This is a genomic window from Plantactinospora sp. DSM 117369 (assembly GCF_053764795.1).
Genome location: NZ_CM132446.1, coordinates 7,068,790 through 7,092,561, shown reverse-complemented (window position 1 = coordinate 7,092,561; position 23,772 = coordinate 7,068,790). Strand labels below are relative to the sequence as shown.

Here is a 23,772-nt window from a genome sequence, read left to right as displayed (position 1 = left end):
GGCCCCGTGGCCAGTGGTAACGTGACTAGAGCCCCGGCCCGGGCCGCGTCAGGCAAGCGCCGGAATCCGACGTCCTTTAACGACCCGTCCCGTGAGGCGGGGAAGGGGGTCCGCCGTGGCGTACCCGCAGGCTGCTCAGCCGCAGCCGGTCTCACCACCGTCCGTGAAGGTCATCCTGACCAGCGCCGAACTGGCCCGGGTGGTGGACCGAATCGCACACCAGATCCTGGAGAAGACCCAGGGCGCGGCCGGTACCGTACTGCTCGGGATACCCACCCGGGGCGCTCCGCTGGCCCGCCGGCTGGCGGCCCGGATCAACGCCTTCGAGGGCATCGCCGTACCGGTGGGTGTGCTCGATATCACTCTCTATCGTGACGATCTCCGTCGGCACGCGGTACGCGCGATCGGCCCGACCCAGGTCCCCCCGGAGGGGATCGACGGCAAACGGGTGATCCTGGTCGACGACGTCCTCTTCTCCGGCCGGACCGTCCGGGCCGCCCTCGACGCGCTCAGCGACCTCGGCCGGCCCAGTTCGGTGCAGCTCGCCGTGCTGGTCGACCGGGGCCACCGGGAGTTGCCGATCCGGGCCGACTACGTGGGGAAGAACATCCCGACGGCGCTCGCCGAGAGCGTCAAGGTGACTCTCGCGGAGACCGACGGCACCGACGAGGTCAAGCTGATCGGAGGGGCGGCATAATGCTCAAACACCTGCTTTCCGGTGCGGATCTCGACGCGACCACCGCCACGCTGATCCTGGACACCGCCGCCGAGATGGCGACGGTGGCCGGCCGCGAGGTGAAGAAGCTGCCCGCGCTGCGCGGGCGTACCGTGGTCAACCTCTTCTACGAGGACTCCACCCGGACCCGGATCTCCTTCGAGGCGGCGGCCAAGCGGCTCTCCGCCGATGTGATCAACTTCTCCGCCAAGGGCTCCAGCGTCTCCAAGGGCGAGAGCCTGAAGGACACCGCGCTGACCCTCCAGGCGATGGGGGCCGACGCGGTGGTGATCCGGCACCCGGCCTCCGGGGCGCCGCACCGGCTCGCCAACTGGGTCGAGGGCTCCGTGCTCAACGCCGGCGACGGTACGCACGAACACCCGACCCAGGCGCTGCTGGACGCGTACACGATGCGGGCCCGGCTGGGGCGGATCGCCGGGCTGTCGGTCGCGGTGGTCGGCGACGTGCTGCACAGCCGGGTCGCCCGCTCCAACGTGCTGCTGCTGGCCACCCTGGGCGCCAAGGTGACCCTGGTCGGCCCGCCGACGCTGATCCCGGTCGACATCGGCGCGGCGCTCGCGCCCGGCACCGAGGTGTCGTACGACCTCGACGCGGTGCTGCCCACCTCGGACGTGGTGATGATGCTGCGGGTGCAGCGGGAGCGGATGGCCGACTCCTACTTCCCGTCCGCCCGGGAGTACGCCCGGCGCTACGGACTCGACGGGCCCCGGATGGCCCGGCTGCCGGACCACGCCATCGTGATGCACCCGGGTCCGATGAACCGCGGGATGGAGATCGCGCCCGAGGTGGCCGACTCGCCCCGCTCCACGATCGTCGAACAGGTCGCCAACGGAGTCTCCGTCCGGATGGCCGTCCTGTACCTGCTGTTGGGGGGAATGAAGTGATGACCGACGTGACCACCGGAGGTGACCCGGGGGCGGCGACGCCGGCGTACCTGATCCGGGGCGTGCGGGTGGTCGGCGCCGAGCCGGTCGACCTGCTGCTGGCCGGCGGCGTGGTGGCCGAGGTGGGCCACGGCCTGGCCGCCCGGGGTGCCAGGGTGGTCGACGGGGACGGGCTGGTCGCGCTGCCCGGCCTGGTCGACCTGCACACGCACCTGCGGGAGCCGGGCCGGGAGGACGCCGAGACGGTCGAGTCCGGCTCGCGGGCGGCGGCGCTGGGGGGCTACACCGCCGTCTGCGCGATGGCCAACACGTCGCCGGTCGCCGACACGGCCGGGGTGGTGGAGCAGGTGTGGCGGCTCGGCCGCGAGGCCGGGCTGGTCGACGTGCAGCCGATCGGCGCCGTCACCGTCGGGCTGGCCGGCGAGCGCCTGGCCGAGCTGGGCGCGATGGCCGACTCCGCGGCCCGGGTGCGGATCTTCTCCGACGACGGGCACTGCGTGGCCGACCCCCGGCTGATGCGCCGGGCCCTGGAGTACGTCAAGGCGTTCGACGGGGTGATCGCGCAGCACGCCGAGGAGCCCCGGCTGACCGAGGGCGCCCAGATGCACGAGGGCGAGGTCTCGACCCGGCTCGGCCTGACCGGCTGGCCGGCGGTCGCCGAGGAGGCGATCATCGCCCGGGACGTGCTGCTGGCCGAGCACGTCGGCAGCCGGCTGCACGTCTGCCACCTCTCCACCGCCGGCAGCGTGGAGGTGCTCCGGCACGCCAAGAAGCGCGGCGTGCGGGTGACCGCCGAGGTCACCCCGCACCACCTGCTGCTCACCGACGAACGCGCCGCCAGCTACGACCCGGTCTTCAAGGTCAATCCGCCGCTGCGTACCGCCGCCGACGTCACCGCGCTGCGCGCGGCGCTGGTCGAGGGGATCATCGACATCGTCGCCACCGACCACGCCCCGCACGCGCTGGAGGACAAGGAGTGCGAGTGGGCGTACGCCCGGCCGGGCATGCTCGGGCTGGAGACGGCGCTCTCGGTGCTACTCGACGTACTCGGCGAACGGTGGGACCTGATCGCCGAGCGGATGTCCCGGACCCCGGCCCGGATCGCCGGGCTGACCGAGCACGGCCGCACCCCGGCACCGGGGGTACCGGCCAACCTGACCCTGGTGGATCCGGCGGCTCGTCGCACCATCGACCCGGCCGAGCAGGCCAGCCGCAGCCGCAACACCCCGTACGCCGGGCTCACCCTGCCCGGCCGGATCGTCGCGACCTTCCTGCGCGGCGAGCCGACGGTGCTGGACGGAAAGGCCGTGAAGTGATCCGAGCGAGGAGTGAGCTTGCGAGCCCCGCAGTCCGGATCGGAGGCAGGGCATGAGCGGGCGGCGGCGATCGGCGATCCTGGTCCTGGAGGACGGCCGGACCTTCCGCGGCGAGGCGTACGGCAGCGTGGGGGAGACCTTCGGCGAGGCGGTCTTCAACACCGGGATGACCGGCTACCAGGAGACGCTGACCGACCCGTCCTACCACCGCCAGGTGGTGGTGCAGACCGCGCCGCACATCGGCAACACCGGGGTGAACGCCGAGGACGACGAGTCGGGCCGGATCTGGGTGGCCGGGTACGTCGTCCGGGACCCGGCCCGGATCGGCTCGAACTGGCGGGCCACCGGCTCCCTGGAGGACCGGCTGGCCACCGAGGGTGTGGTCGGGATCGCCGGGGTGGACACCCGGGCGCTCACCCGGCACCTGCGGGAGCGCGGCGCGATGCGGGTCGGGGTCTCCAGCCTGACCGATGACCCGGTGGAACTGCTGGCCCGGGTCCGCGAGGCGCCCCGGATGGAGGGGGCCGACCTCTCCGCCGAGGTGACCACGGCGCAGCCGTACGTGGTGCAGGCCGAGGGGGAGCACCGGTTCACGGTGGCCGCGCTGGACCTGGGGATCAAGCGGAACGTGCCGCGCCGGCTCGCCGCGCGCGGGGTCACCACGCACGTGCTGCCCGCGTCGTCGACCATCGACGACCTGCTGGCCACCGGCGCCGACGCGGTCTTCTTCTCGCCCGGCCCGGGTGATCCGGCCACCGCCGACCATCCGGCCGGGCTGGCCCGCGAGGTGATGCGCCGGCGGCTCCCGCTCTTCGGGATCTGCTTCGGCAGCCAGATCCTCGGCCGGGCGCTCGGCTTCGGCACCTACAAGCTGGGGTACGGGCACCGGGGCATCAACCAGCCGGTGCTGGACCAGAGCACCGGCAAGGTCGAGGTGACCAGCCACAACCACGGGTTCGCGGTCGACGCGCCGCTCAACCAGGTGATCGACACCGACTTCGGCGGGGTCGAGGTGAGCCACGTCTGCCTGAACGACAACGTGGTCGAGGGGCTGCGGGCCAAGGACGTACCGGCGTTCACCGTGCAGTACCACCCGGAGGCGGCGGCCGGCCCGCACGACGCGGACTACCTCTTCGACCGCTTCGCCGAACTCATCGAAGGCGGCAAGCATGCCTAGGCGGACAGACCTCAAGCACGTACTGGTGATCGGCTCCGGGCCGATCGTGATCGGCCAGGCCTGCGAGTTCGACTACTCCGGCACCCAGGCTTGCCGGGTGCTGCGCGCCGAGGGGCTGCGGGTCAGCCTGGTCAACTCCAACCCGGCGACCATCATGACCGACCCGGAGTTCGCCGACGCCACCTACGTCGAGCCGATCACCCCGGAGTTCGTCGAGCTGGTCATCGCCAAGGAGCGGCCGGACGCCCTGCTGCCCACCCTGGGCGGCCAGACCGCGCTGAACACCGCCGTGGCGCTGCACGAGTCCGGGGTGCTCGCCAAGTACGGCGTCGAGCTGATCGGCGCCGACATCGACGCCATCCGGCGCGGCGAGGACCGGCAGCTCTTCAAGGAGATCGTCGCCAAGGCCGGCGGCGAGACCCCGCGCAGCCGGGTCTGCCACTCGATGGACGAGGTCCGCTCCACCGTCGCCGAGCTGGGCCTGCCGGTGGTGATCCGGCCGTCGTTCACGATGGGCGGGCTCGGCTCCGGGATGGCGCACACCGACGAGGACCTGGAGCGGATCGCCGGGGCGGGCCTGGCGGCCAGCCCGGTGCACGAGGTACTCATCGAGGAGAGCGTGCTCGGCTGGAAGGAGTACGAGCTCGAACTGATGCGGGACCGGCACGACAACGTCGTGGTGGTCTGCTCGATCGAGAACGTCGACCCGATGGGCGTGCACACCGGGGACAGCGTCACCGTCGCACCGGCGATGACCCTGACCGACCGGGAGTACCAGCGGCTGCGTGACCTCGGCATCGCGGTGCTCCGCGAGGTCGGGGTGGACACCGGCGGCTGCAACATCCAGTTCGCGGTCAACCCGCGCGACGGCCGGCTGGTCGTGATCGAGATGAACCCCCGGGTCTCCCGGTCGTCCGCGCTGGCCTCCAAGGCGACCGGCTTCCCGATCGCCAAGATCGCCGCGAAGCTGGCCGTCGGCTACACCCTGGACGAGATCCCGAACGACATCACCCTGAAGACCCCCGCCGCGTTCGAGCCGACCCTCGACTACGTGGTGGTGAAGATTCCCCGGTTCGCCTTCGAGAAGTTCCCGGCCGCCGACAAGGAACTCACCACCACGATGAAGTCGGTCGGCGAGGCGATGAGCCTGGGCCGGAACTTCCCCGAGGCGCTGAACAAGGCGATGCGCTCGATGGAGACCAAGGAGGGCGGCTTCTGGACCGTGCCGGACCCGGAGGGCGCCACTCTTGACGGCACCCTCGCCGCGCTGCGCACCCCGCACGACGGGCGGCTCTACAGCGTCGAGCGGGCGCTGCGGCTCGGCGCCTCGGTGGCACAGGTGTCGGAGGCGTCCGGCGGGATCGACCCGTGGTTCCTGGACCAGATCGCCGGGCTGGTCGAGCTGCGTGCCGAGATCGTCGCCGCCGCGGTACTCGACGAGGAGCTGCTGCGCCGGGCCAAGCGGGCCGGCATCTCCGACCGGCAGCTCGCGGCGCTCCGCCCGGAGCTGGCCGCCGAGGACGGGGTACGGACGCTCCGGCACCGGCTCGGGGTACGCCCGGTCTACAAGACCGTGGACACCTGCGCCGCCGAGTTCGCCGCCGGTACGCCCTACCACTACAGCAGTTATGACGAAGAGACCGAGGTGACCCCGTCGGACCGGCCCAAGGTGCTGATCCTCGGCTCCGGGCCGAACCGGATCGGCCAGGGCATCGAGTTCGACTACTCGTGCGTGCACGCGGTGATGGCGCTCCGGGAGGTCGGCTACGAGACGGTGATGGTCAACTGCAACCCGGAGACCGTCTCCACCGACTACGACACCGCCGACCGGCTCTACTTCGAGCCGCTGACCTTCGAGGACGTGCTGGAGGTCTGGCACTCCGAGGACAGCTCCGGCAGGGCGGCCGGCGGGCCGGGGGTGGTCGGGGTGATCGTCCAGCTCGGCGGGCAGACCCCGCTGGGCCTGGCGCAGCGGCTCAAGGACGCCGGTGTGCCGATCATCGGTACCAGCCCCGAGTCGATCCACCTGGCCGAGGAGCGGGGCGCGTTCGGTGCGCTGCTGGACCGGGCCGGGCTGCGCTCCCCGGCGCACGGCACCGCCACCTCGTACGACGAGGCGCACGCCATCGCCGCCGAGATCGGCTATCCGGTGCTGGTCCGGCCGTCGTACGTGCTCGGCGGGCGGGGCATGGAGATCGTCTACGACGACGACACGCTGCGCGGGTACATCGCCCGGGCCACCGACATCTCGCCGGACCATCCGGTGCTGGTGGACCGCTTCCTCGACGACGCGATCGAGATCGACGTGGACGCGCTCTGCGACGCCGACGGCGAGGTCTACGTCGGCGGGGTGATGGAGCACATCGAGGAGGCCGGCATCCACTCCGGCGACTCCTCCTGCGCGCTGCCGCCGATCACCCTGGCCAGCTCGCACCTGGCGGCGGTACGCCACTACACCGTCCAGATCGCCCGGGGGATCGGGGTGCGCGGCCTGCTCAACGTGCAGTACGCGCTGAAGGACGACACCCTCTATGTGCTGGAGGCGAACCCGCGGGCCTCCCGGACCGTGCCGTTCGTCTCCAAGGCGACCGCGGTGCCGCTGGCCAAGGCGGCCGCCCGGATCATGCTCGGGGCCACCATCGCCGAGCTGCGCGCCGAGCGGCTGCTCCCGCCGACCGGCGACGGTACGACGACCCCGGCCGACGCGCCGGTGGCGGTGAAGGAGGCGGTGCTGCCGTTCAAGCGGTTCCGCACCCCGACCGGCAAGGGCATCGACTCGCTGCTCGGCCCGGAGATGAAGTCCACCGGCGAGGTGATGGGCATCGACACCGCCTTCGGGCACGCCTTCGCCAAGTCGCAGGCGGCGGCGTACGGCTCGCTGCCGATCCGGGGCAAGGTCTTCGTCTCAGTGGCCAACCGGGACAAGCGCGGCATGATCTTCCCGGTCAAGCGCCTCGCCGACCTCGGCTTCGAGATCGTCGCCACCACCGGCACCGGTGAGGTGCTGCGCCGGCACGGCATCTCCTGCGAGCTGATCCGCAAGCACTACGAGGAGGGTGCCGACTCGCCGGACGCGGTCACGCTGATCGCGGCCGGCGAGGTGGACCTGGTGATCAACACCCCGCAGGGTTCCGGGGCGAGCGCCCGCTCCGACGGGTACGAGATCCGCAGCGCGGCGGTCGGCGCGGACATCCCGTGCATCACCACCGTGCCCGGCGCGGCGGCCGCGGTGATGGGGATCGAGGCGCTGATCCGGGGCGACATGTCGGTCCGGCCGTTGCAGGAGTTGCACGCGGCGCTGCGGGCCGGCGAGTGAGCACGCCGACGGCGACGGCCGAACCGGGCCGGCGTACGGCGGGCGGGGGAGCGCTCTTCGACCGGGTCGTCCGGCCCGCGCTGTTCCGGCTCGGCGGCGGGGACGCGGAGACCGCACACGAGTGGACGCTGGGCCGGCTGGCCGGGCTCTCCCGCAGTCCGGCCGCGCTGGCGCTGCTGCGGGCCCGGTACGCCGTCTCCGCCCCGCGTACCGTCTTCGGGGTCGACTTCCCCAACCCGGTCGGGCTGGCCGCGGGGATGGACAAGGACGGCGCCGCGCTGCCGGCCTGGCCGGCGCTGGGCTTCGGCTTCGTCGAGGTGGGTACGGTCACCGCGCATCCGCAGCCGGGCAACCCCCGGCCGAGGCTGTTCCGGCTGCCGGAAAGCGCGGCGGTGATCAACCGGATGGGCTTCAACAACGCCGGAGCGGAGGCGCTGGCCGGGCGGCTGGCGGCGCTGCGCCGGCCGTTGGGGGTGCCGCTCGGCATCTCGCTGGGCAAGTCCAAGATCACCCCGCTGGACGACGCCGTCGCCGACTACCTGGCCTCGTACCGGGCGCTGGCGCCGTACGGCGACTACTTCGCGGTCAACGTCTCCTCGCCGAACACCCCCGGGTTGCGGGCGCTGCAGGACCGGGCGCACCTCGACGCGCTACTGACCGCGCTGGTCGGGGAGAAGCCGATCCTGGTCAAGATCGCCCCGGACCTGACCGAGGCGGCCATCGCCGAGGTGCTCCAGGTCTGCCTGGACCGGGGAGCCGCCGGGGTGATCGCCACCAACACCACGCTGGGCCGGGACGGGATCGCCCCGTCGGACGCGCACCGGGCCGGTGAGGCGGGCGGGCTCTCCGGCCGGCCGCTGACCGCGCGTACCCGGGAAGTGGTCTCGTTCGTGCACGCCGAGACGAACGGCGCGCTGCCGGTGGTCGGGGTGGGGGGCATCCTCGACCCGGCGGACGCCACCGCGCTGCTGGACGCCGGAGCCAGCCTGGTGCAGCTCTACACCGGCTTCGTCTACGGCGGGCCGGGGCTGGTCCGTGCGGTGGCCCGGGCGACCCGGCCGTGAGCCCCGGGGAGGCCGCCACAGCGGGATCGGAGGGGTGCCGGTGACTCCGGAGGAGATCGTCGCGGCCGACCGGGCGCACGTCTGGCACCCGTACGCCCCGATGCCGGCCAGCACCGACCCCGCCGTGGTGGAAAGCGCCGAGGGGGTCCGGCTGCGCCTGGCCGACGGCCGGGAACTCGTCGACGGCATGTCGTCGTGGTGGGCGGCGATCCACGGGTACCGGCATCCGGTGCTGGACGCCGCCGTCACCGAGCAGCTCGGCCGGATGAGCCACGTGATGTTCGGCGGCCTCACCCACGAACCCGCCGTCCGGCTGGCGAGCACCTTGGTGGAGATCACCCCACCCGGGCTGGAACACGTCTTTCTCTGCGACTCCGGCTCGGTCTCCGTCGAGGTGGCGGTCAAGATGGCGGTGCAGTACCAGCGCGGCCGGGGGCGCCCCCAGCGGCACCGGCTGGCCACCTGGCGGGGCGGCTACCACGGCGACACCTTCCATCCGATGAGCGTCTGCGACCCGGTCGGCGGGATGCACTCGCTCTGGACCGGCGTACTGCCCCGGCAGGTCTTCGCCGACCTGCCACCACCCGGCTTCGCCGCCCCGGTCGACCCCGGGTACGCGGCCGCGCTCGCCGACGCGCTGCACCGGCATGCCGGCGAACTCGCCGCGGTGATCGTCGAACCGGTGGTGCAGGGCGCCGGTGGGATGCGTTTCCACAATCCGCACTACCTGCGGCTGCTCCGCGAACTCTGCACCGAGCACGACATCGTGCTGATCTTCGACGAGATCGCCACCGGCTTCGGCCGGACTGGCGCGCTCTTCGCGGCCGAGCACGCGTCGGTGACCCCGGACGTGATGTGTCTGGGCAAGGCGCTCACCGGCGGCTACCTGAGCCTGGCCGCCACGCTCTGCACCCCCGAGGTCGCCGAGGGGATCTCCGCCACCGGGGTGCTGGCGCACGGCCCCACCTTCATGGGGAACCCGCTTGCCTGTGCGGTCGCAAACGCCTCCATCGGGCTGCTGGAGGCCGGAAACTGGGCGGCGGACGTAGCCAGGATCTCCGCCGGGCTCTCGGCCGGTCTGGCGCCGTTACGGGGCGCCGCCGGGGTGGCCGACGTCCGGGTGCTGGGCGCGATCGGCGTGGTGCAGCTCGACCACGACGTGAAGATGGCGGCGGCGACCGAGGCCGCGGCGGCGTACGGGGTCTGGCTGCGCCCGTTCCGGGACCTGATCTACACGATGCCGCCGTACGTCAGCGGGGACGACGACCTCGCCCGGATCTGTACGGCGATCGGCGCGGCCGCCGAGGCCGGCTGACCGCGCGGCCACCGGGACCGGCCGACCGGACGTGCCGAGGCCCCCGGTGCGGTGCAGCCCGCCGCCGCGGTACCCCGGCCGGGCGGGCACGGCCGACCGGAGATGTGACGGTTAGTCGCGGCGACATGGCAGAAGGTCATGGCGCCGGCGGAGAGGAGAGGCGAATGGAGACCTTTGGCAGTCGGCTGCACCGGGCGATGGCGGAGCGCGGACCGCTCTGCGTCGGCATCGACCCCCATCCCGCGCTGCTGACCCGGTGGGGCCTGACCGACGACGTCGACGGGGTCGCCCGGTTCAGCGAGACGGTGGTCGAGGCGCTCGGCGACCGGGTCGCGGTCGTCAAGCCGCAGTCGGCATTTTTCGAGCGGTTCGGGTCGCGCGGGGTCGGCGTACTTGAGTCAATTATCCGACAGTTGCGGGGCGCGGGCGCGCTCGTTCTGCTTGACGTCAAGCGCGGCGACATCGGCTCCACGGTCGCCGCGTACGCCGACGCGTACCTGGATCCATCCAGCCCGATGTATGTCGACGCGGTCACCGCGAGCCCCTTCCTGGGGGTCGGCTCGCTCGCCCCGATGTTCGACACGGCGCGCAAGCACGGCGGCGGCGTCTTCGTGCTGGCGCTCACCTCCAACCCCGAGGGCGCCAGCGTCCAGCGCGCCGTCGGCGCCGACGGGCGCACCGTCGCGCAAACGATCATTGAAGAGATTTCGCAGCTCAACGCGGGTGCGGAGCCGCTCGGCAGCTTCGGGTTGGTGGTCGGCGCCACCATCGGCGAGACCGGGCACGACCTCTCCGGGGTGGGCGGTCCACTGCTCGCGCCGGGCCTCGGCGCGCAGGGTGGACGCGCCGACGACCTGCGTACGGTCTTCGGTGGCGAGCTGTCCAGAGTGCTTCCGTCGTACTCCCGGGAGGTGCTCGGCGCGGGCCCCGATCCCGCCGCGTTGCGCGCGGCGGCGGACCGGGCGCTGGCCGATTGTCGGGCCGCGCTGACCGCTGCCGGTCAGTGATCTCATGGTTACGCTGACATGATCATGGCGTGCCCACGTTGCCGAAACCTCCGTTGGCCGCTAGTTTTCCCGGCGCTGGGAACCACATACCCCTTTGGTTGCCAGGCACACCACGTTTCACAGATGCGACGGCGCGTCCCGCCCGTCGCGATAGGGACCTGAGGAGAACTGGTGCCGCTCCCCCAACTGAGCCCCGAACAGCGCGCAGCCGCGCTGGAGAAGGCCGCGGAGATCCGCAAGGCCCGGGCGAAGCTCAAGGAAGAGCTCAAGCAGGGCAAGACCAACCTCGCCGCCGTCCTCGACCGTGCGGAGTCGGACGACGTGGTCGGCAAGCTGAAGGTATCGGCCGTACTTCAGGCCATGCCGGGAATCGGCAAGATCCGGGCCACCCAGATCATGGAGAAGCTCAAGATCGCCGACAGTCGTCGCCTCCGTGGCCTCGGCGAGCAGCAGCGCAAGGCACTGCTTGGAGAATTCTCGGCGAACTAGTTCCACTCGCCGTGTAGAAACAAGCAGTGGGTACGCATGACGATGTCCGCCCAGCGGCTCGTCTCACGGTCCTTGCCGGTCCCTCCGGGGCCGGCAAGGACAGCGTGACAGAACTCGTCCGGGCCCGATCGCGCCAGTTGTGGCTTCCGGTCCCGGTGACCACCCGGCCCCGTCGGCGCTACGAGATCGACGGAGTGCACTATCGCTTCGTCGACCGGGCCGAATTCGGCCGACTACTCGACGACGGACAGTTGCTGGAGTGGTCGGAAATTGGCGTCCACCGGTACGGCACGCCGGGCGAGCCGGTGCGGATCCGGTTGTCGGCCGGCCAACCGGTGCTGCTCCCGATCGACCTCCGGGGCGCCCGGCAGGTGCGGGCGGCGATGCCGCAGGCCCGGCTGGTCTACCTGGCCCCGACCTGGGACCACGCCCGCGCGGCGGGTCGCGAATTCGACGCAACGGTCGTGAACGATGTGCTCGGGCGCGCCGCGGATGAACTGGTAAGCTTGCTCGGTTCGTCCTTTCTGACGCCGACCTGAGGCAACGCCGACGCGGGCAACCCACGCGGGGACCCCACGGCGAGCGCCGCCGACGTGGTCGACGCGGATTCGAGTCGGGCACAGACCTGAGCCAACTCCGACCTGACCGCCGCGCCCGGCGGTCGAGAAGACACCGAGGTTTATCTCCGTGGGATCCATCGCCAGTCCCGAAGGCATCACCAACCCGCCGATCGACGAGCTGCTTGAGAAGACCACCTCGAAGTACGCTCTGGTGATCTTCGCCGCCAAGCGCGCTCGCCAGGTGAACGCCTACTACAGCCAGCTCGGCGAGGGCCTGCTGGAGTACGTTGGCCCGCTGGTGGAGACCACCCCGCAGGAGAAGCCGCTCTCGATCGCGATGCGGGAGATCAACGCCGGTCTGCTCACCGCCGAGCCGACCGACCAGCCGTAGGGTCGTCCGGGCGTCGGCGATGACCGCGGTCGTACTCGGGGTGGGCGGTGGCATCGCCGCCTACAAGACCTGCGAGTTGCTCCGGCTCTTCACCGAGTCGGGGCACCGGGTCCGGGTCGTGCCGACCGCCTCCGCGCTGCGCTTCGTCGGCGCGCCGACCTGGGCGGCGTTGAGCGGCCAGCCGGTCGCCGACGATGTCTGGGCCGACGTGCACGAGGTGCCGCACGTCCGCCTAGGGCAGGCCGCCGACCTGGTGGTCGTCGCCCCGGCAACGGCCGACCTGCTGGCCAAGGCCGCGCACGGTCTCGCCGACGACCTGCTCACCAACACACTGCTGACCGCCCGCTGCCCGGTGGTGCTCGCCCCGGCGATGCACACCGAGATGTGGGAGCACCCGGCAACGGTGGAGAACGTCGCGACGCTGCGCCGCCGCGGCGTCCTGGTGATCGAGCCGGCGAGCGGCCGGCTGACCGGCGTCGACACCGGCAAGGGCCGGCTGCCTGACCCGGCCGAGATCTTCGCGGTGGCCCGCCGGGTGCTCGCCCGCGGCGTCGCCGAGCCCCGGGACCTGGTCGGCCGCCGGGTGGTGGTCACCGCCGGCGGCACCCGGGAACCGCTGGACCCGGTGCGGTTCCTCGGCAACCGGTCGTCGGGCAAGCAGGGCTACGCCTTCGCCCGGACGGCGGTGGCCCGGGGTGCGCAGGTCACGGTGGTCGCCGCGAACGTCTCGCTGCCGGACCCGGCCGGGGCGGACGTGGTCCGGGTCTCGACCACCGAGGAACTGCGCAAGGCCACCCTGGAGGCGGCCGAGACGGCCGACGCGGTGGTGATGGCGGCGGCGCCGGCGGACTTCCGGCCGGCGACCTACGCCGCCGACAAAATCAAGAAGGCGGACCGGGGCGGCACGCTCACCGTCGAGCTGGTGGCCAACCCCGACATCGCCGCCGAGCTGGGCGAGCGGCGCCGGCCGGGCCAGGTGCTGGTCGCCTTCGCCGCCGAGACCAGCGACGCCGAGGCGAACGCCCGGGCCAAGCTGACCCGCAAGCGCGCCGACCTGATCGTGGTCAACGAGGTCGGGCCGGACAAGGTTTTCGGTGCCGACCGCAATACCGCCGTCGTGCTCGGTGCTGACGGTTCGGCGACAGCGTTTCCGGAGCAATCCAAGGAAGATCTCGCCGACGGCGTCTGGGATCTGGTAGTAACGCGCTTAACCGACCTGTCATGACCGGGTAGCACGCTTACCAGGCACGGGTCTGGGGACCAGGCGGCCGTGACTACACTGCCGCGTCAGCTGAATTCGAGATCTTTAGGAGCACCGTGGTACGTCGCTTGTTCACCTCGGAGTCGGTCACGGAAGGCCACCCCGACAAGATCGCTGACCAGATCAGCGACGGCATCCTCGACGCGCTGCTGGACCAGGACCCGCGTAGCCGGGTCGCGGTCGAAACTCTCATCACGACCGGCCAGGTGCACGTCGCGGGCGAGGTGACCACGAAGGCGTACGCCGACATTCCGGCGATCGTCCGGGAGACGATCCTCGGCATCGGCTACGACTCGTCGAAGAAGGGCTTCGACGGCGCCTCGTGCGGCGTCAGCGTGTCGATCGGTTCGCAGTCGCCGGACATCGCGCAGGGTGTGGACAGCGCCATCGAGCTGCGCTCCGGCTCGTCGGAGAGCGCACTGGACGCCCAGGGCGCCGGTGACCAGGGCATGATGTTCGGTTTCGCCTGCTCCGAGACGCCCGAGCTGATGCCGCTGCCGATCGCCCTGGCGCACCGGCTGGCCCGCCGGCTCTCCGCCACCCGCAAGGACGGCACCATTCCCTACCTGCGGCCGGACGGCAAGACCCAGGTGACGATCGAATACGACGGGCTGCGCCCGGTCCGGCTCGACACCGTCGTGGTGTCGTCGCAGCACGCCGCCGACATCTCGCTGGAGTCGCTGCTCACCCCGGACATCCGCGAGCACGTCATCGCGCCGGAGCTGGAGGAGCTGGGCCTCGACATCGACGGTTACCGGCTGCTGGTGAACCCGACCGGCCGGTTCGAGATCGGCGGCCCGATGGGCGACGCCGGGCTGACCGGCCGCAAGATCATCGTGGACACCTACGGCGGGTACGCCCGGCACGGCGGTGGGGCGTTCTCCGGCAAGGACCCGTCCAAGGTCGACCGTTCGGCCGCGTACGCGACCCGCTGGGTGGCGAAGAACGTGGTGGCCGCGGGGCTGGCCGAGCGCTGCGAGGTCCAGGTCGCGTACGCGATCGGCAAGGCGCACCCGGTGAGCCTCTTCATCGAGACCTTCGGCACCGAGAACGTGCCGGTGGACCGGATCGAGCGTGCGGTGGGCGAGGTCTTCGACCTCCGTCCGGCGGCGATCATCCGGGACCTGCACCTGCTCCGCCCGATCTACCGGCAGACCGCCGCCTACGGCCACTTCGGCCGTGAGCTGCCCGACCTGACCTGGGAGAACACGGACCGCGCCGCCGACCTCAAGTCGGCCGCGGGAGCCTGACCACCAGCAAGCGCAGCGACCGGCAGCCCGCGCCTGGGCTGCCGGTCGCTCGCGTCTGCGTGGACGTGCCGCTGGCCCACCTGGACCGGCCTTTCGACTACCTGGTCCCGGCCGAACTGGCCGACCAGGCGCGGCCGGGTACCCGGGTCCGGGTGCGTTTCGCCGGCCAGTTGGTCGACGGCTGGCTGTTGGACCGAGCCGAACTGTCCGCACACGACGGCCGGCTGAGCTACCTGGAGCGGCTGGTCTCGCCCGAGCCGGTACTCACCCCGGAGATCGCCCGGCTGGCCCGGGCGGTCGCCGACCGGTACGCCGGCAACCTTGCCGACGTGCTGCGGCTGGCCGTCCCGCCCCGGCACGCCCGGGTCGAGCGGGAAGCCGCCCCGCCCCCAGCGGCCGGCACCCACGCCGGAGCCGAGGCGGCAGCTCCGCAGGGCTCGGCCGGGCCGGCGTCCGTGGAGGGTGCGGCCGGATCGGAGTCGCCGGTGAGTGCCGCCGGGCCGCCGGAGAGTGCCGCCGGGCCGGCGTCCGTGGAGGGTGCGGCCGAGTCGGAGTCGCCGGTGAGCGCCGCCGGGCCGGCGTCGGTGGAGGGCACGGCCGGGGCCGAATCGGTCGCGGGCGGCACCGGATCCGTCGACGCGGGCTGGCGGAGCTATCCGGCCGGACCGGGATTCCTGCGGGCCCTGGCCGACGGTCGGACACCCCGGGCGGTCTGGTCGGCGCTACCCGGCGAGGACTGGCCGAGCCGGTTCGCGGAGGCGGCGGCGGCGACCGTACGCAGTGGGCGCGGCGTGGTGGCGGTGGTGGCCGACGCCCGGGACCTGGAACGGCTCGACGCCGCGCTGACCGGGCTGCTCGGTACCGGGCGGCACGTGGCGCTCTCCGCGGCCCTCGGGCCGGCCCGGCGGTACCGGGCGTTCCTGGCCGCCTCCCGGGGCCGGGTGCCGGTGGTGATCGGTACCCGGGCCGCGATGTTCGCCCCGGTCGTCGACCTCGGGCTGGTGGCGATCTGGGACGACGGGGACGACCTGCACGCCGAGCCCCGGGCGCCGTACCCGCACGCCCGGGAGGTGCTGCTCACCCGGGCGCAGCTCGGTGACGCCGCGGTGCTGGTCGGCGGGTACGCCCGTACCGCCGAGTCGCGGCTGCTGGTCGAGACGGGCTGGGCGAAGGAGATCGTGGCCGACCGGTCGACGCTGCGGGCGCGTACCCCGAGGATCACGCCGACCGGCGACGACCCGCAGTTGGCCCGCGATCCCGCCGCGGCCTCGGCCCGGCTGCCGAGCCTGGCCTGGGACGCGGCCCGGGCGGCGCTGAAGTCCGACGCGCCGGTGCTGGTCCAGGTGCCCCGGCGGGGCTACCTGCCGGCGGTGGCCTGCGCCGAGTGCCGGGCGCCGGCCCGGTGCCCGCACTGCTCCGGTCCGCTCGCCCTGCGCTCGGCCAGCGGCACTCCCACCTGCCGGTGGTGCGCCCGGGTGGCCGCCGGGTACGCCTGCCCGCAGTGCGCCGGACGGCGGCTCCGGGCGGCGGTGGTGGGTGCCCGGCGTACCGCCGAGGAGCTTGGCCGGGCGTTTCCCGGGGTGCCGGTGCGGACCTCGGGGCGGGAGGAGGTGCTGCGCTCGGTGCCCGGCGAGGCGGGCCTGGTGATCGCGACACCCGGCGCCGAGCCGGTTGCCGAGGGCGGTTACGGCGCGGTGCTGCTGCTGGATTCCTGGGCGCTGCTGACCCGGGCCGACCTGCGGGCCGGCGAGGAGGCGCTGCGCCGCTGGCTGGCGGCGGCGGCGTTGGCCCGGCCCGGTCCGGCCGGTGGCCGGGTGGTGGTGGTCGCGGACGGTTCGCTGGCGCCGGTGCAGGCGCTGTTGCGCTGGGATCCGGGTTGGTTCGCCGGCCGGGAACTGGCCGAGCGGCGCGAGTTGGGCTTTCCGCCGGCCGCCCGGATGGCCAGCCTGACCGGGGTGGCGGCGGCGGTGGCGGAGCTGCTCGACGAGGCCCGGCTGCCGCCGGCCGCCGAGGTGCTCGGTCCGGTGCCGGCCCCGGACGGGCAGGAGCGGATGCTGGTCCGGGTGCCCCGGTCCCGGGCCGCGGCGCTGGCCGCCGCCCTGCACGAGGCGGCTGCGCTCCGGACGGCCCGCAAGGCCGGCCAGCCGGTGCGGATCCAGGTCGATCCGCAGGACATCTTCTGACCGGGTACCGACCGAGAACCCGACACGGAGGGTTGTTTCGGCTACCGTCCGCAGTGGGTATCCGAAGGCGGACGCACGCAGAGTCCGACCTGTGGTCGGGGATCCGGGTGATACCATCGCCCCTCATGCTCCACGCGGGAGGCGTGACGGAGAGTGATCGCGCCGGTTCGGCGTTCAAACTATTGATCTTGAACAATCTGGGATCAGGGGTGGGTAGGTCGTGACCGGTCGTCAGTCGATCGTCCTGAACGGTGACCTTGGCAGCGGCAAGAGCACCGTCTCCATCGAGCTGGCCAAGCGGCTCGGTCTGCGCCGGGTCAGCGTGGGCGACCTCTATCGGGAGATGGCCCAGCAGCGGCAGATGACCGCGCTCCAGCTCAACCTGCACGCCGAGCTGGACCAGGCGGTCGACGGCTACGTCGACCAGCTCCAGCAGGACATCGCGGACTCCGGCGAGCAGTTGATCGTCGACAGCCGGCTCGCCTGGCACTTCTTCAAGGACGCGCTCAAGATCCATATGATCACCGAGCCGACCGAGGCGGCCCGCCGGGTGCTCGCCCGGCCGTCCGGCCCGGCGGAGAGCTACACCTCCATCGAGGAGGCCCGGGCCAAGCTGCACGAGCGCAGCGAGAGCGAGCGCAACCGCTTCCTCGTCCGGTATGGCGTGGACAAGGCGAAGCTGCGCAACTACGACCTGATCTGCGACAGCACCAAGGCGTCCGCCGACGAGGTGGTCGAGCACGTCATCGCCGCCTACGAGGGCTCCTTCGGCCAGCAGATCCTGCGCGACTCCCCGCCGCTGCTGCTGCTCGACCCGGCCCGGATCTATCCCACCCAGGAGATCCAGGGACTGCGCGGCCTCTGGGAGTCGGACTTCGTCGCACAGATCGGGCAGGCCGGCGAGGAGGCCCTGGAGCCGTTGCGAATCGGCTACACCGGCGAGAAGTTCTTCGTGGTCGACGGGCACCGGCGGCTCAGCGCGGCGCTACGCAACGGCTTCAAGCTGGTGCCCGGGCAGCTCGTCGCCGAGTGCGACGAGCAGGTGGTCGGCGGGCTCAGCGCGATCGAGTACTTCCGGGCCGAGGTCGGGCTGAGCGTGATCTACGACTGGGACGCGGCGCACGGTACGCAGCTTCCGCTCCCCGAGCACATCCTCGACCGGACCGACGCCGTACTGGCCGGCGAGCCGGGCACCCAACCCTGACCTGTCGCGTACGGCTTCCGCACCACCGCGTCCCACTGGTCGGTCCGGCCCGGGGGGTGACCGGTGTCACGGCCGACCCTCGCCGATCCCGGCGCGCACCGTCGCGGGACGGCTCGCCGGTCGTCTCCCCGGTGCGCCCGTAGACTGGGGTACGGCACCACCGAACCCATCCGTGAAGGAGCCGTCCCGCGTGACCGTCCAGCCCATCCGTCTGTTCGGGGACCCGGTGCTGCGCACCCCGGCCGAACCGGTCGTCGACTTCGACGCCGAGCTGCGCAAACTGGTTGCCGACCTGACCGACACGATGCGGGAGCAGAACGGTGCCGGCCTCGCCGCGCCGCAGCTCGGCGTGGGCCTGCGGGTGTTCGCCTTCGACGTCGACGACGTGCTCGGGCACCTGGTCAACCCGGTACTGGAGTTCCCCGACTCCGACGAGCAGGACGGTCCGGAGGGCTGCCTCTCCATCCCCGGGCTCTACTTCGACACCAAGCGCCGGCTCAACGTGATCGCCAAGGGCTTCAACGAGTACGGCGACCCGGTGCAGATCGTCGGCACCGGCCTGATGGCCCGGTGCGTGCAGCACGAGACCGACCACCTCGACGGGGTGCTCTTCCTCGACCGGCTCGACGCCGAGGCGCGCAAGGAGGCGATGAAGGCGATCCGGCAGGCGGACTGGTACGACCAGGACGCCCCGCCGGTGGTCAAGGTCAGCCCGCACGACCCGCCGGCCAACCGGCGCCAGGGACTCGGCGCCAGGCTGGGGCTGGGCGGCTTGGACCGCTCCGCCAGCCCGTTCGGTCTGGGTCGGTGACACCGCCGGTGCGCCTGATCTTCGCCGGTACGCCGGCCGTCGCCCTGCCCAGCCTGGACGCCATCGCCGCCTCCGGGCACGAACTGCTGGCCGTGGTGACCCGGCCCGACGCCCCGGCCGGTCGGGGCCGGGGACTGTCCCGGTCACCGGTCGGCGCCTGGGCCGACGAGCGGGGCATCGAGGTGCTGACTCCGGCCAGGCCCCGCGAGCCGGAGTTCCTCGACCGGCTGCGCCAGCTCGCGCCGGAGTGCGTACCGGTGGTCGCCTACGGTGCGCTGGTGCCGCCGGTGGCGTTGGAGATCCCCGCACACGGCTGGGTCAACCTGCACTTCTCGCTGCTGCCCGCCTGGCGGGGTGCCGCGCCGGTGCAGCACGCGGTGCTGCACGGCGACCAGGTCACCGGCGCCAGCGTCTTCCAGTTGGAGGCCGGGCTGGACACCGGCCCGGTCTTCGGCACCGTGACCGAGGAGATCCGGCCCGCCGACACCGCCGGTGACCTGCTGGAGCGCCTCGCCCACAGTGGCGCCGGGCTGCTGGTCACGGTGCTCGACGCGATCGGGCAGGGCACCGCGCGGGCGGTGCCGCAACCCGCCGACGGGGTCTCGCTGGCGCCGAAGCTGACCGTCGCCGACGGTGAGGTCCGCTGGTCGGAGCCGTCCTTCGCGGTGGACCGGCGGATCCGGGCCGCCACCCCGGCGCCCGGTGCCTGGACCCAGTTCCGCGGCGACCGGGTCAAGCTCGGCCCGGTGCGGCCGGTCGGCAACGCACCCGAGCTCAAGCCCGGCGAGCTGCTGGTCGAGCGCGGCCGGGTGCTGGCTGGTACCGCCACCACGCCAGTGGCGTTGGGCGAGGTGCGGGCGGCCGGCAAGCGTGCGATGCCGGCACCGGACTGGGCCCGGGGCGTCCGGGTCGCCGGTGGGGAGCAGTTCGGGTGAGCGAACGTACCGGAGAGGTCGGCGGCACCGCACGGGCCGGAGCCGACCGGGGCCGCGACGACCGTGCGCCGGGCGGCGGCACCGACCGTCGCCGCGAAGATCATCGCCGCGACGACCGTCGACGCGACGACCGGGGGCGTACCGGCCAGAGCGGCGCCGACCGGGGTGGCCGGGGGCGGGACGGCGCCGACCGGGGTGGCCGGGGCGGCGACCGGCGGGACCGGGACGGGCGGTCGCCCCGAGCGGGGCGACCAGCGGTCGACCTGCCCCGGCAGGCGGCGTACGAGGCGATCGAGGCGGTGCACCGGGACGACGCGTACGCGAACCTGGTCCTGCCGGGGATCCTGCGCGACCGGCGGCTGCACGGCCGGGACGCGGCCTTCGCCACCGAACTGACCTACGGCACGCTGCGGGTCCGGGGCACCCTGGACGCGATCCTCACCGCCGCCGCCGGCCGGGACGTCGCGCGGATCGACCCGCAACCCCGGGACGCGCTGCGGCTCGGCGCCTACCAGCTTCTCTACACCCGGGTCCCGGCGCACGCCGCCGTCTCCTCCACGGTCGACCTGGTCCGCTCCGTCGCCCCGGGGGCGTCCGGGTTCGCCAACGCCGTGCTCCGGGAGGTCGCCGGCAAGGACCTCGACACCTGGCTGGCCGAGCTGGCCCCGTCGGCCGAGACCGACCCGGTCGGGCACCTGGCCCTCACCTACAGCCATCCGGAGTGGATCGTGCGGGCCTTCGCCGAGACGCTCGGCGGAGACCTGGGGGAGACCGCCCGGCTGCTGATCGAGGACAACCAGCGGCCGCCGGTGCACCTCTGCGCCCGCCCGGGGCGGGCGGACGCGGTCGAGGTCGCCGACGAGGTGGGCGGGGCGCCGGGTGCCTTCTCGCCGTACGCCGTCTATCTGCCCGGCGGTGCTCCGGGCGAGATGGCGGTGCTGGCCGACGGCCGGGCGCACGTCCAGGACGAGGGCTCCCAACTGGTGGCCGCCGCCCTCGCCGGCGCCGAGGTCGACGGCACCGACGAACGGTGGCTGGACCTCTGTGCCGGGCCGGGTGGCAAGGCCGGCCTGCTCGGCGCGCTGGCCGCCCAGCGGGGTGCCCGGCTGACCGCGGTCGAGGTGGCCGAGCACCGGGCCCGGCTGGTGTCCCAGGCCGTACGCGGGTTGCCGGTGACCGTGCTGACCACCGACGGGCGTACCGTCGGGCGCGACCCGGACCTGCCGGAGAACTCCTTCGACCGGGTGCTCGTCGACGCGCCCTGCACCGGTCTCGGCTCGCTGCGGCGGCGTCCGGAGTCCCGCTGGCGCCGCCAGCCCTCCGACCTGCCGGCGCTGACCCGCCTGCAGCGGGAGCTGCTCGGCGCCGCGCTCCGGGCGGTCCGCCCGGGCGGGGTGGTGGCGTACGTGACCTGCTCGCCGCACGTGGTGGAGACGCACGTCTCGGTCACCGAGGCGGCGCGGCGCTCCGGCGTACCGGTCGACTTCGTCGACGCCCGGCCGCTGCTGCCGGCCGGGATGCCCGGCCTCGGCGACGGCCCGACCGTGCAGCTCTGGCCGCACCGGCACGGCACCGACGCGATGTTCCTGGCGGTACTGCGCCGGGGCTGAGGACCCGCACCGACTCGCCGACGTCGTCGGCGAGCACCGGTGCGGGCGCGGTGGCGCCGGCCGGTATTTGTACCCACTTCCACCGAAGCGGGTAGCCGGGGACGATTCCTTACATACATTGCAGGTGTGGACGGGAAGACGCTGCCGGTCCGGGCCATCGGCACTCCGCTGGACAGGTTCGACGGGCCGGCGAAGGTCACCGGCACCGCCCGGTACGCCTTCGAGCACCCCGTCGACCGGCCGGTCTATCTGTTCGGTGTGCAGGCCACCGTCGCGGTGGGACGGATCACCGCCGTGCACACCGAGGTGGCATTGGCCAAGCCGGGCGTGCTGGCCGTGCTGACGCACGAGAACGCGCCCCGGGTCGCCTCGTTCGACGACCCGGAGCTGGTGATCCTACAGACGCCCGAGGTGGCGTACCGGGGGCAGTTCGTCGCCGGGGTGGTGGCGGAGACCTCGGAGATTGCCCGCCTGGCAACCAGCATGATCCGGGTCGACTACGAGGCAGGCCCGCACGACGTCCAACTGCGGGCCGACCATCCCGACCGGTACGCCCCGGAGGTCACGAACGGCGGGTTCGCCACCGACAGCGTGCGCGGCGACCCGGAGGCGGCGCTGGCCGACGCGGCGGTACGTCTGGACGCCACCTACACCACCGCCTGGTACCAGCACGCCCAGTTGGAGCCGCACTCGACGATCGCGGAGTGGGCCGACGACCGGCTCACCCTGCACGTCGGCAGCCAGGGTGTGCACCGGCTGCGCGACTCGCTCGCCACCCTCTTCGGGCTCGACCTGGAGCGGATCCGGGCGGTCTCGCCGCACGTCGGCGGCGCGTTCGGCGGCAAGCTGCACGCCCATCCGGACGTGGTGCTCGCGGTGCTGGCCGCGTTCGCCGTGCCCGGCCGTCCGGTGAAGCTGGCGCTCACCCGGCAGCAGATGTTCTCCCAGGTCGGCTACCGCACCCCGACGGTCCAGCGGGTCCGGCTCGGTGCCGGGCGGGACGGCCGGCTGGTCGCGATCAGCCACGAGGTGGTGCAGCAGACCGCGCGGCACAAGGAGTTCGCCGAACAGACCGTCACGCCGACCCGGGTGATGTACGCGGCGCCGCACCGCAGCACGACGCACCGGATGGTCCGGCTCGACGTGCCGGTCCCGACGATCATGCGCGCCCCCGGCAAGGCCCCGGGGATGTACGCGCTGGAGTCGGCGATGGACGAGATGGCGATCGCCTGCGGGCAGGACCCGGTCGAGTTCCGGATCGCCAACGAGCCGCCGCTCGATCCGGAACTGGAGCGGCCGTTCTCCACCCGCAACCTGGTGGCCTGCCTGCGCGACGGCGCCCGCCGGTTCGGCTGGGCCGGCCGGGACCCGACTCCCGGCGTCCGGCGGGCCGCCGGGGGCTGGCTGGTCGGCACCGGGGTGGCCGCCTCGATGTACCCGGTCTACCAGCTACCCGGCTCCTCGGCGACGATCCGGGTGGAGCCGGACGGCCGGTACGTCGTCTCGATCGGTGCCGCCGACCTCGGCACCGGCACCTGGACCTCGCTGACCCAGATCGCGGCCGACGCGCTGGCCGTACCGGTCGACCGGATCGTGCTGCGGATCGGCGACACGGACCTGCCGGCCGCGATGTCCGCCGGCGGCTCGTCCGGGATGACCTCGTGGGGCAGCACGGTGGTCGAGGCCGCACGCCGGCTCCGGGCCCGGATGGCCGCCGAACACGCCGACCCGCCGGCGCACGGCATCGAGGCCAGCGCCGACATGCCGGCGAACCCGGAGCGGGAGCGCTTCTCCATGTACGCCTTCGGCGCGCAGTTCGCCGAGGTCCGGGTGCACGAGGCGACCGGCGAGGTCCGGGTGCCCCGGATGCTCGGGGTCTTCGCCGCCGGCCGGATCATCAACCCGAAGACCGGCCGCTCCCAACTGCTCGGCGGGATGACGATGGGGCTGTCGATGGCGCTGCACGAGCAGTGCGTGCTCGATCCCCGGTTCGGTCACGTGGTCAACCAGGACCTCGCCGAGTACCACATCGCGACCAACGCCGACGTCGGCTGCGTCGAGGTGCACACGCTGGTCGAGGAGGACCCGTACGTCAACCCGATGGGTTCGAAGGGCATCGGCGAGCTGGGCATCGTCGGCACCGCCGCGGCGATCGCCAACGCCGTGCACCACGCCACCGGGGTACGCGTCCGTGACCTGCCGATCACCCCGGACCGGTTCTTCTCGGGTGCCACCGCGATCCGAGGGTGACGAGCGCGCGGGG

The 23,772-nt window shown here is 73.0% G+C and carries 19 protein-coding genes; all 19 read left to right on the top strand.

Annotated elements, in window-relative coordinates; genetic code table 11:
- Positions 1–115: 115 nt before the first annotated feature.
- The 19 genes from pyrR to ACSMXO_RS29760 all read left to right on the top strand — a co-directional run bounded on the left by pyrR (position 116) and on the right by ACSMXO_RS29760 (position 23,759).
- Positions 116–697 (top strand): bifunctional pyr operon transcriptional regulator/uracil phosphoribosyltransferase PyrR, encoded by a 582-nt coding sequence (gene pyrR / locus ACSMXO_RS29850; RefSeq protein ID WP_318397399.1) that lies wholly within the window; start codon positions 116–118, stop codon positions 695–697.
- On the top strand, positions 697–1,620 hold the full coding sequence (locus ACSMXO_RS29845; protein ID WP_346259685.1) for an aspartate carbamoyltransferase catalytic subunit: 924 nt from the start codon (positions 697–699) through the stop codon (positions 1,618–1,620). The genes pyrR and ACSMXO_RS29845 overlap by 1 nt, the downstream gene beginning before the upstream one ends.
- Entirely contained in the window at positions 1,620–2,936 is a 1,317-nt protein-coding gene (locus tag ACSMXO_RS29840) for a dihydroorotase (RefSeq protein WP_346259684.1), read from the top strand. The genes ACSMXO_RS29845 and ACSMXO_RS29840 overlap by 1 nt, the downstream gene beginning before the upstream one ends.
- A gap of 52 nt (positions 2,937–2,988) precedes the next feature.
- Positions 2,989–4,113 (top strand): glutamine-hydrolyzing carbamoyl-phosphate synthase small subunit, encoded by a 1,125-nt coding sequence (carA, locus tag ACSMXO_RS29835; protein ID WP_455414737.1) that lies wholly within the window; start codon positions 2,989–2,991, stop codon positions 4,111–4,113.
- Positions 4,106–7,429 carry a carbamoyl-phosphate synthase large subunit gene (gene carB, locus ACSMXO_RS29830; protein ID WP_455414736.1) on the top strand — a complete coding sequence of 1,108 codons (3,324 nt, stop codon included), beginning with the start codon at positions 4,106–4,108 and terminating at the stop codon, positions 7,427–7,429. Before carA ends, carB begins: the two co-directional genes overlap by 8 nt.
- The gene (locus tag ACSMXO_RS29825) at positions 7,426–8,493 is read left to right on the top strand and encodes a quinone-dependent dihydroorotate dehydrogenase (RefSeq protein ID WP_455414735.1); all 1,068 of its coding nucleotides are present in this window, start codon (positions 7,426–7,428) and stop codon (positions 8,491–8,493) included. Before carB ends, ACSMXO_RS29825 begins: the two co-directional genes overlap by 4 nt.
- Before the next feature lie 40 nt (positions 8,494–8,533).
- Positions 8,534–9,808: an adenosylmethionine--8-amino-7-oxononanoate transaminase gene (locus tag ACSMXO_RS29820; RefSeq protein WP_455419336.1), complete on the top strand. Its 1,275-nt coding sequence runs from the start codon at positions 8,534–8,536 to the stop codon at positions 9,806–9,808.
- Between the two features lie 164 nt (positions 9,809–9,972).
- Complete coding sequence (gene pyrF / locus ACSMXO_RS29815; RefSeq protein ID WP_455414734.1) at positions 9,973–10,815, top strand: orotidine-5'-phosphate decarboxylase; 843 nt, start codon at positions 9,973–9,975, stop codon at positions 10,813–10,815.
- Positions 10,816–10,986: 171 nt separating this feature from the next.
- Positions 10,987–11,304, top strand: coding sequence for an integration host factor, actinobacterial type (gene mihF, locus ACSMXO_RS29810; protein WP_101366727.1), 318 nt, complete (start codon positions 10,987–10,989; stop codon positions 11,302–11,304).
- Positions 11,305–11,330: 26 nt separating this feature from the next.
- Positions 11,331–11,843, top strand: coding sequence for a guanylate kinase (locus tag ACSMXO_RS29805; protein WP_455414733.1), 513 nt, complete (start codon positions 11,331–11,333; stop codon positions 11,841–11,843).
- Positions 11,844–11,991: 148 nt separating this feature from the next.
- A complete protein-coding gene (gene rpoZ / locus ACSMXO_RS29800; RefSeq protein WP_101366725.1) occupies positions 11,992–12,255 on the top strand; it encodes a DNA-directed RNA polymerase subunit omega in 264 nt (87 codons plus the stop codon).
- Positions 12,256–12,274: 19 nt separating this feature from the next.
- Positions 12,275–13,480 carry a bifunctional phosphopantothenoylcysteine decarboxylase/phosphopantothenate--cysteine ligase CoaBC gene (coaBC, locus tag ACSMXO_RS29795; protein WP_455414732.1) on the top strand — a complete coding sequence of 402 codons (1,206 nt, stop codon included), beginning with the start codon at positions 12,275–12,277 and terminating at the stop codon, positions 13,478–13,480.
- 92 nt (positions 13,481–13,572) lie between these two features.
- Positions 13,573–14,766, top strand: a complete 1,194-nt coding sequence (metK, locus tag ACSMXO_RS29790; protein WP_107262802.1) for a methionine adenosyltransferase — start codon at positions 13,573–13,575, stop codon at positions 14,764–14,766.
- Between the two features lie 59 nt (positions 14,767–14,825).
- Positions 14,826–16,949, top strand: coding sequence for a primosomal protein N' family DNA-binding protein (locus ACSMXO_RS29785; RefSeq protein ID WP_455414731.1), 2,124 nt, complete (start codon positions 14,826–14,828; stop codon positions 16,947–16,949).
- A gap of 220 nt (positions 16,950–17,169) precedes the next feature.
- On the top strand, positions 17,170–18,153 hold the full coding sequence (locus ACSMXO_RS29780) for an AAA family ATPase (protein WP_346259675.1): 984 nt from the start codon (positions 17,170–17,172) through the stop codon (positions 18,151–18,153).
- A gap of 190 nt (positions 18,154–18,343) precedes the next feature.
- On the top strand, positions 18,344–18,964 hold the full coding sequence (gene def / locus ACSMXO_RS29775; protein ID WP_455414730.1) for a peptide deformylase: 621 nt from the start codon (positions 18,344–18,346) through the stop codon (positions 18,962–18,964).
- Positions 18,965–18,972: 8 nt separating this feature from the next.
- On the top strand, positions 18,973–19,899 hold the full coding sequence (gene fmt / locus ACSMXO_RS29770) for a methionyl-tRNA formyltransferase (RefSeq protein WP_455419335.1): 927 nt from the start codon (positions 18,973–18,975) through the stop codon (positions 19,897–19,899).
- Positions 19,896–21,509, top strand: a complete 1,614-nt coding sequence (locus tag ACSMXO_RS29765; RefSeq protein ID WP_455414729.1) for an RsmB/NOP family class I SAM-dependent RNA methyltransferase — start codon at positions 19,896–19,898, stop codon at positions 21,507–21,509. The genes fmt and ACSMXO_RS29765 overlap by 4 nt, the downstream gene beginning before the upstream one ends.
- Before the next feature lie 126 nt (positions 21,510–21,635).
- A complete protein-coding gene (locus ACSMXO_RS29760) occupies positions 21,636–23,759 on the top strand; it encodes a xanthine dehydrogenase family protein molybdopterin-binding subunit (protein ID WP_455414728.1) in 2,124 nt (707 codons plus the stop codon).
- Positions 23,760–23,772: the final 13 nt, after the last annotated feature.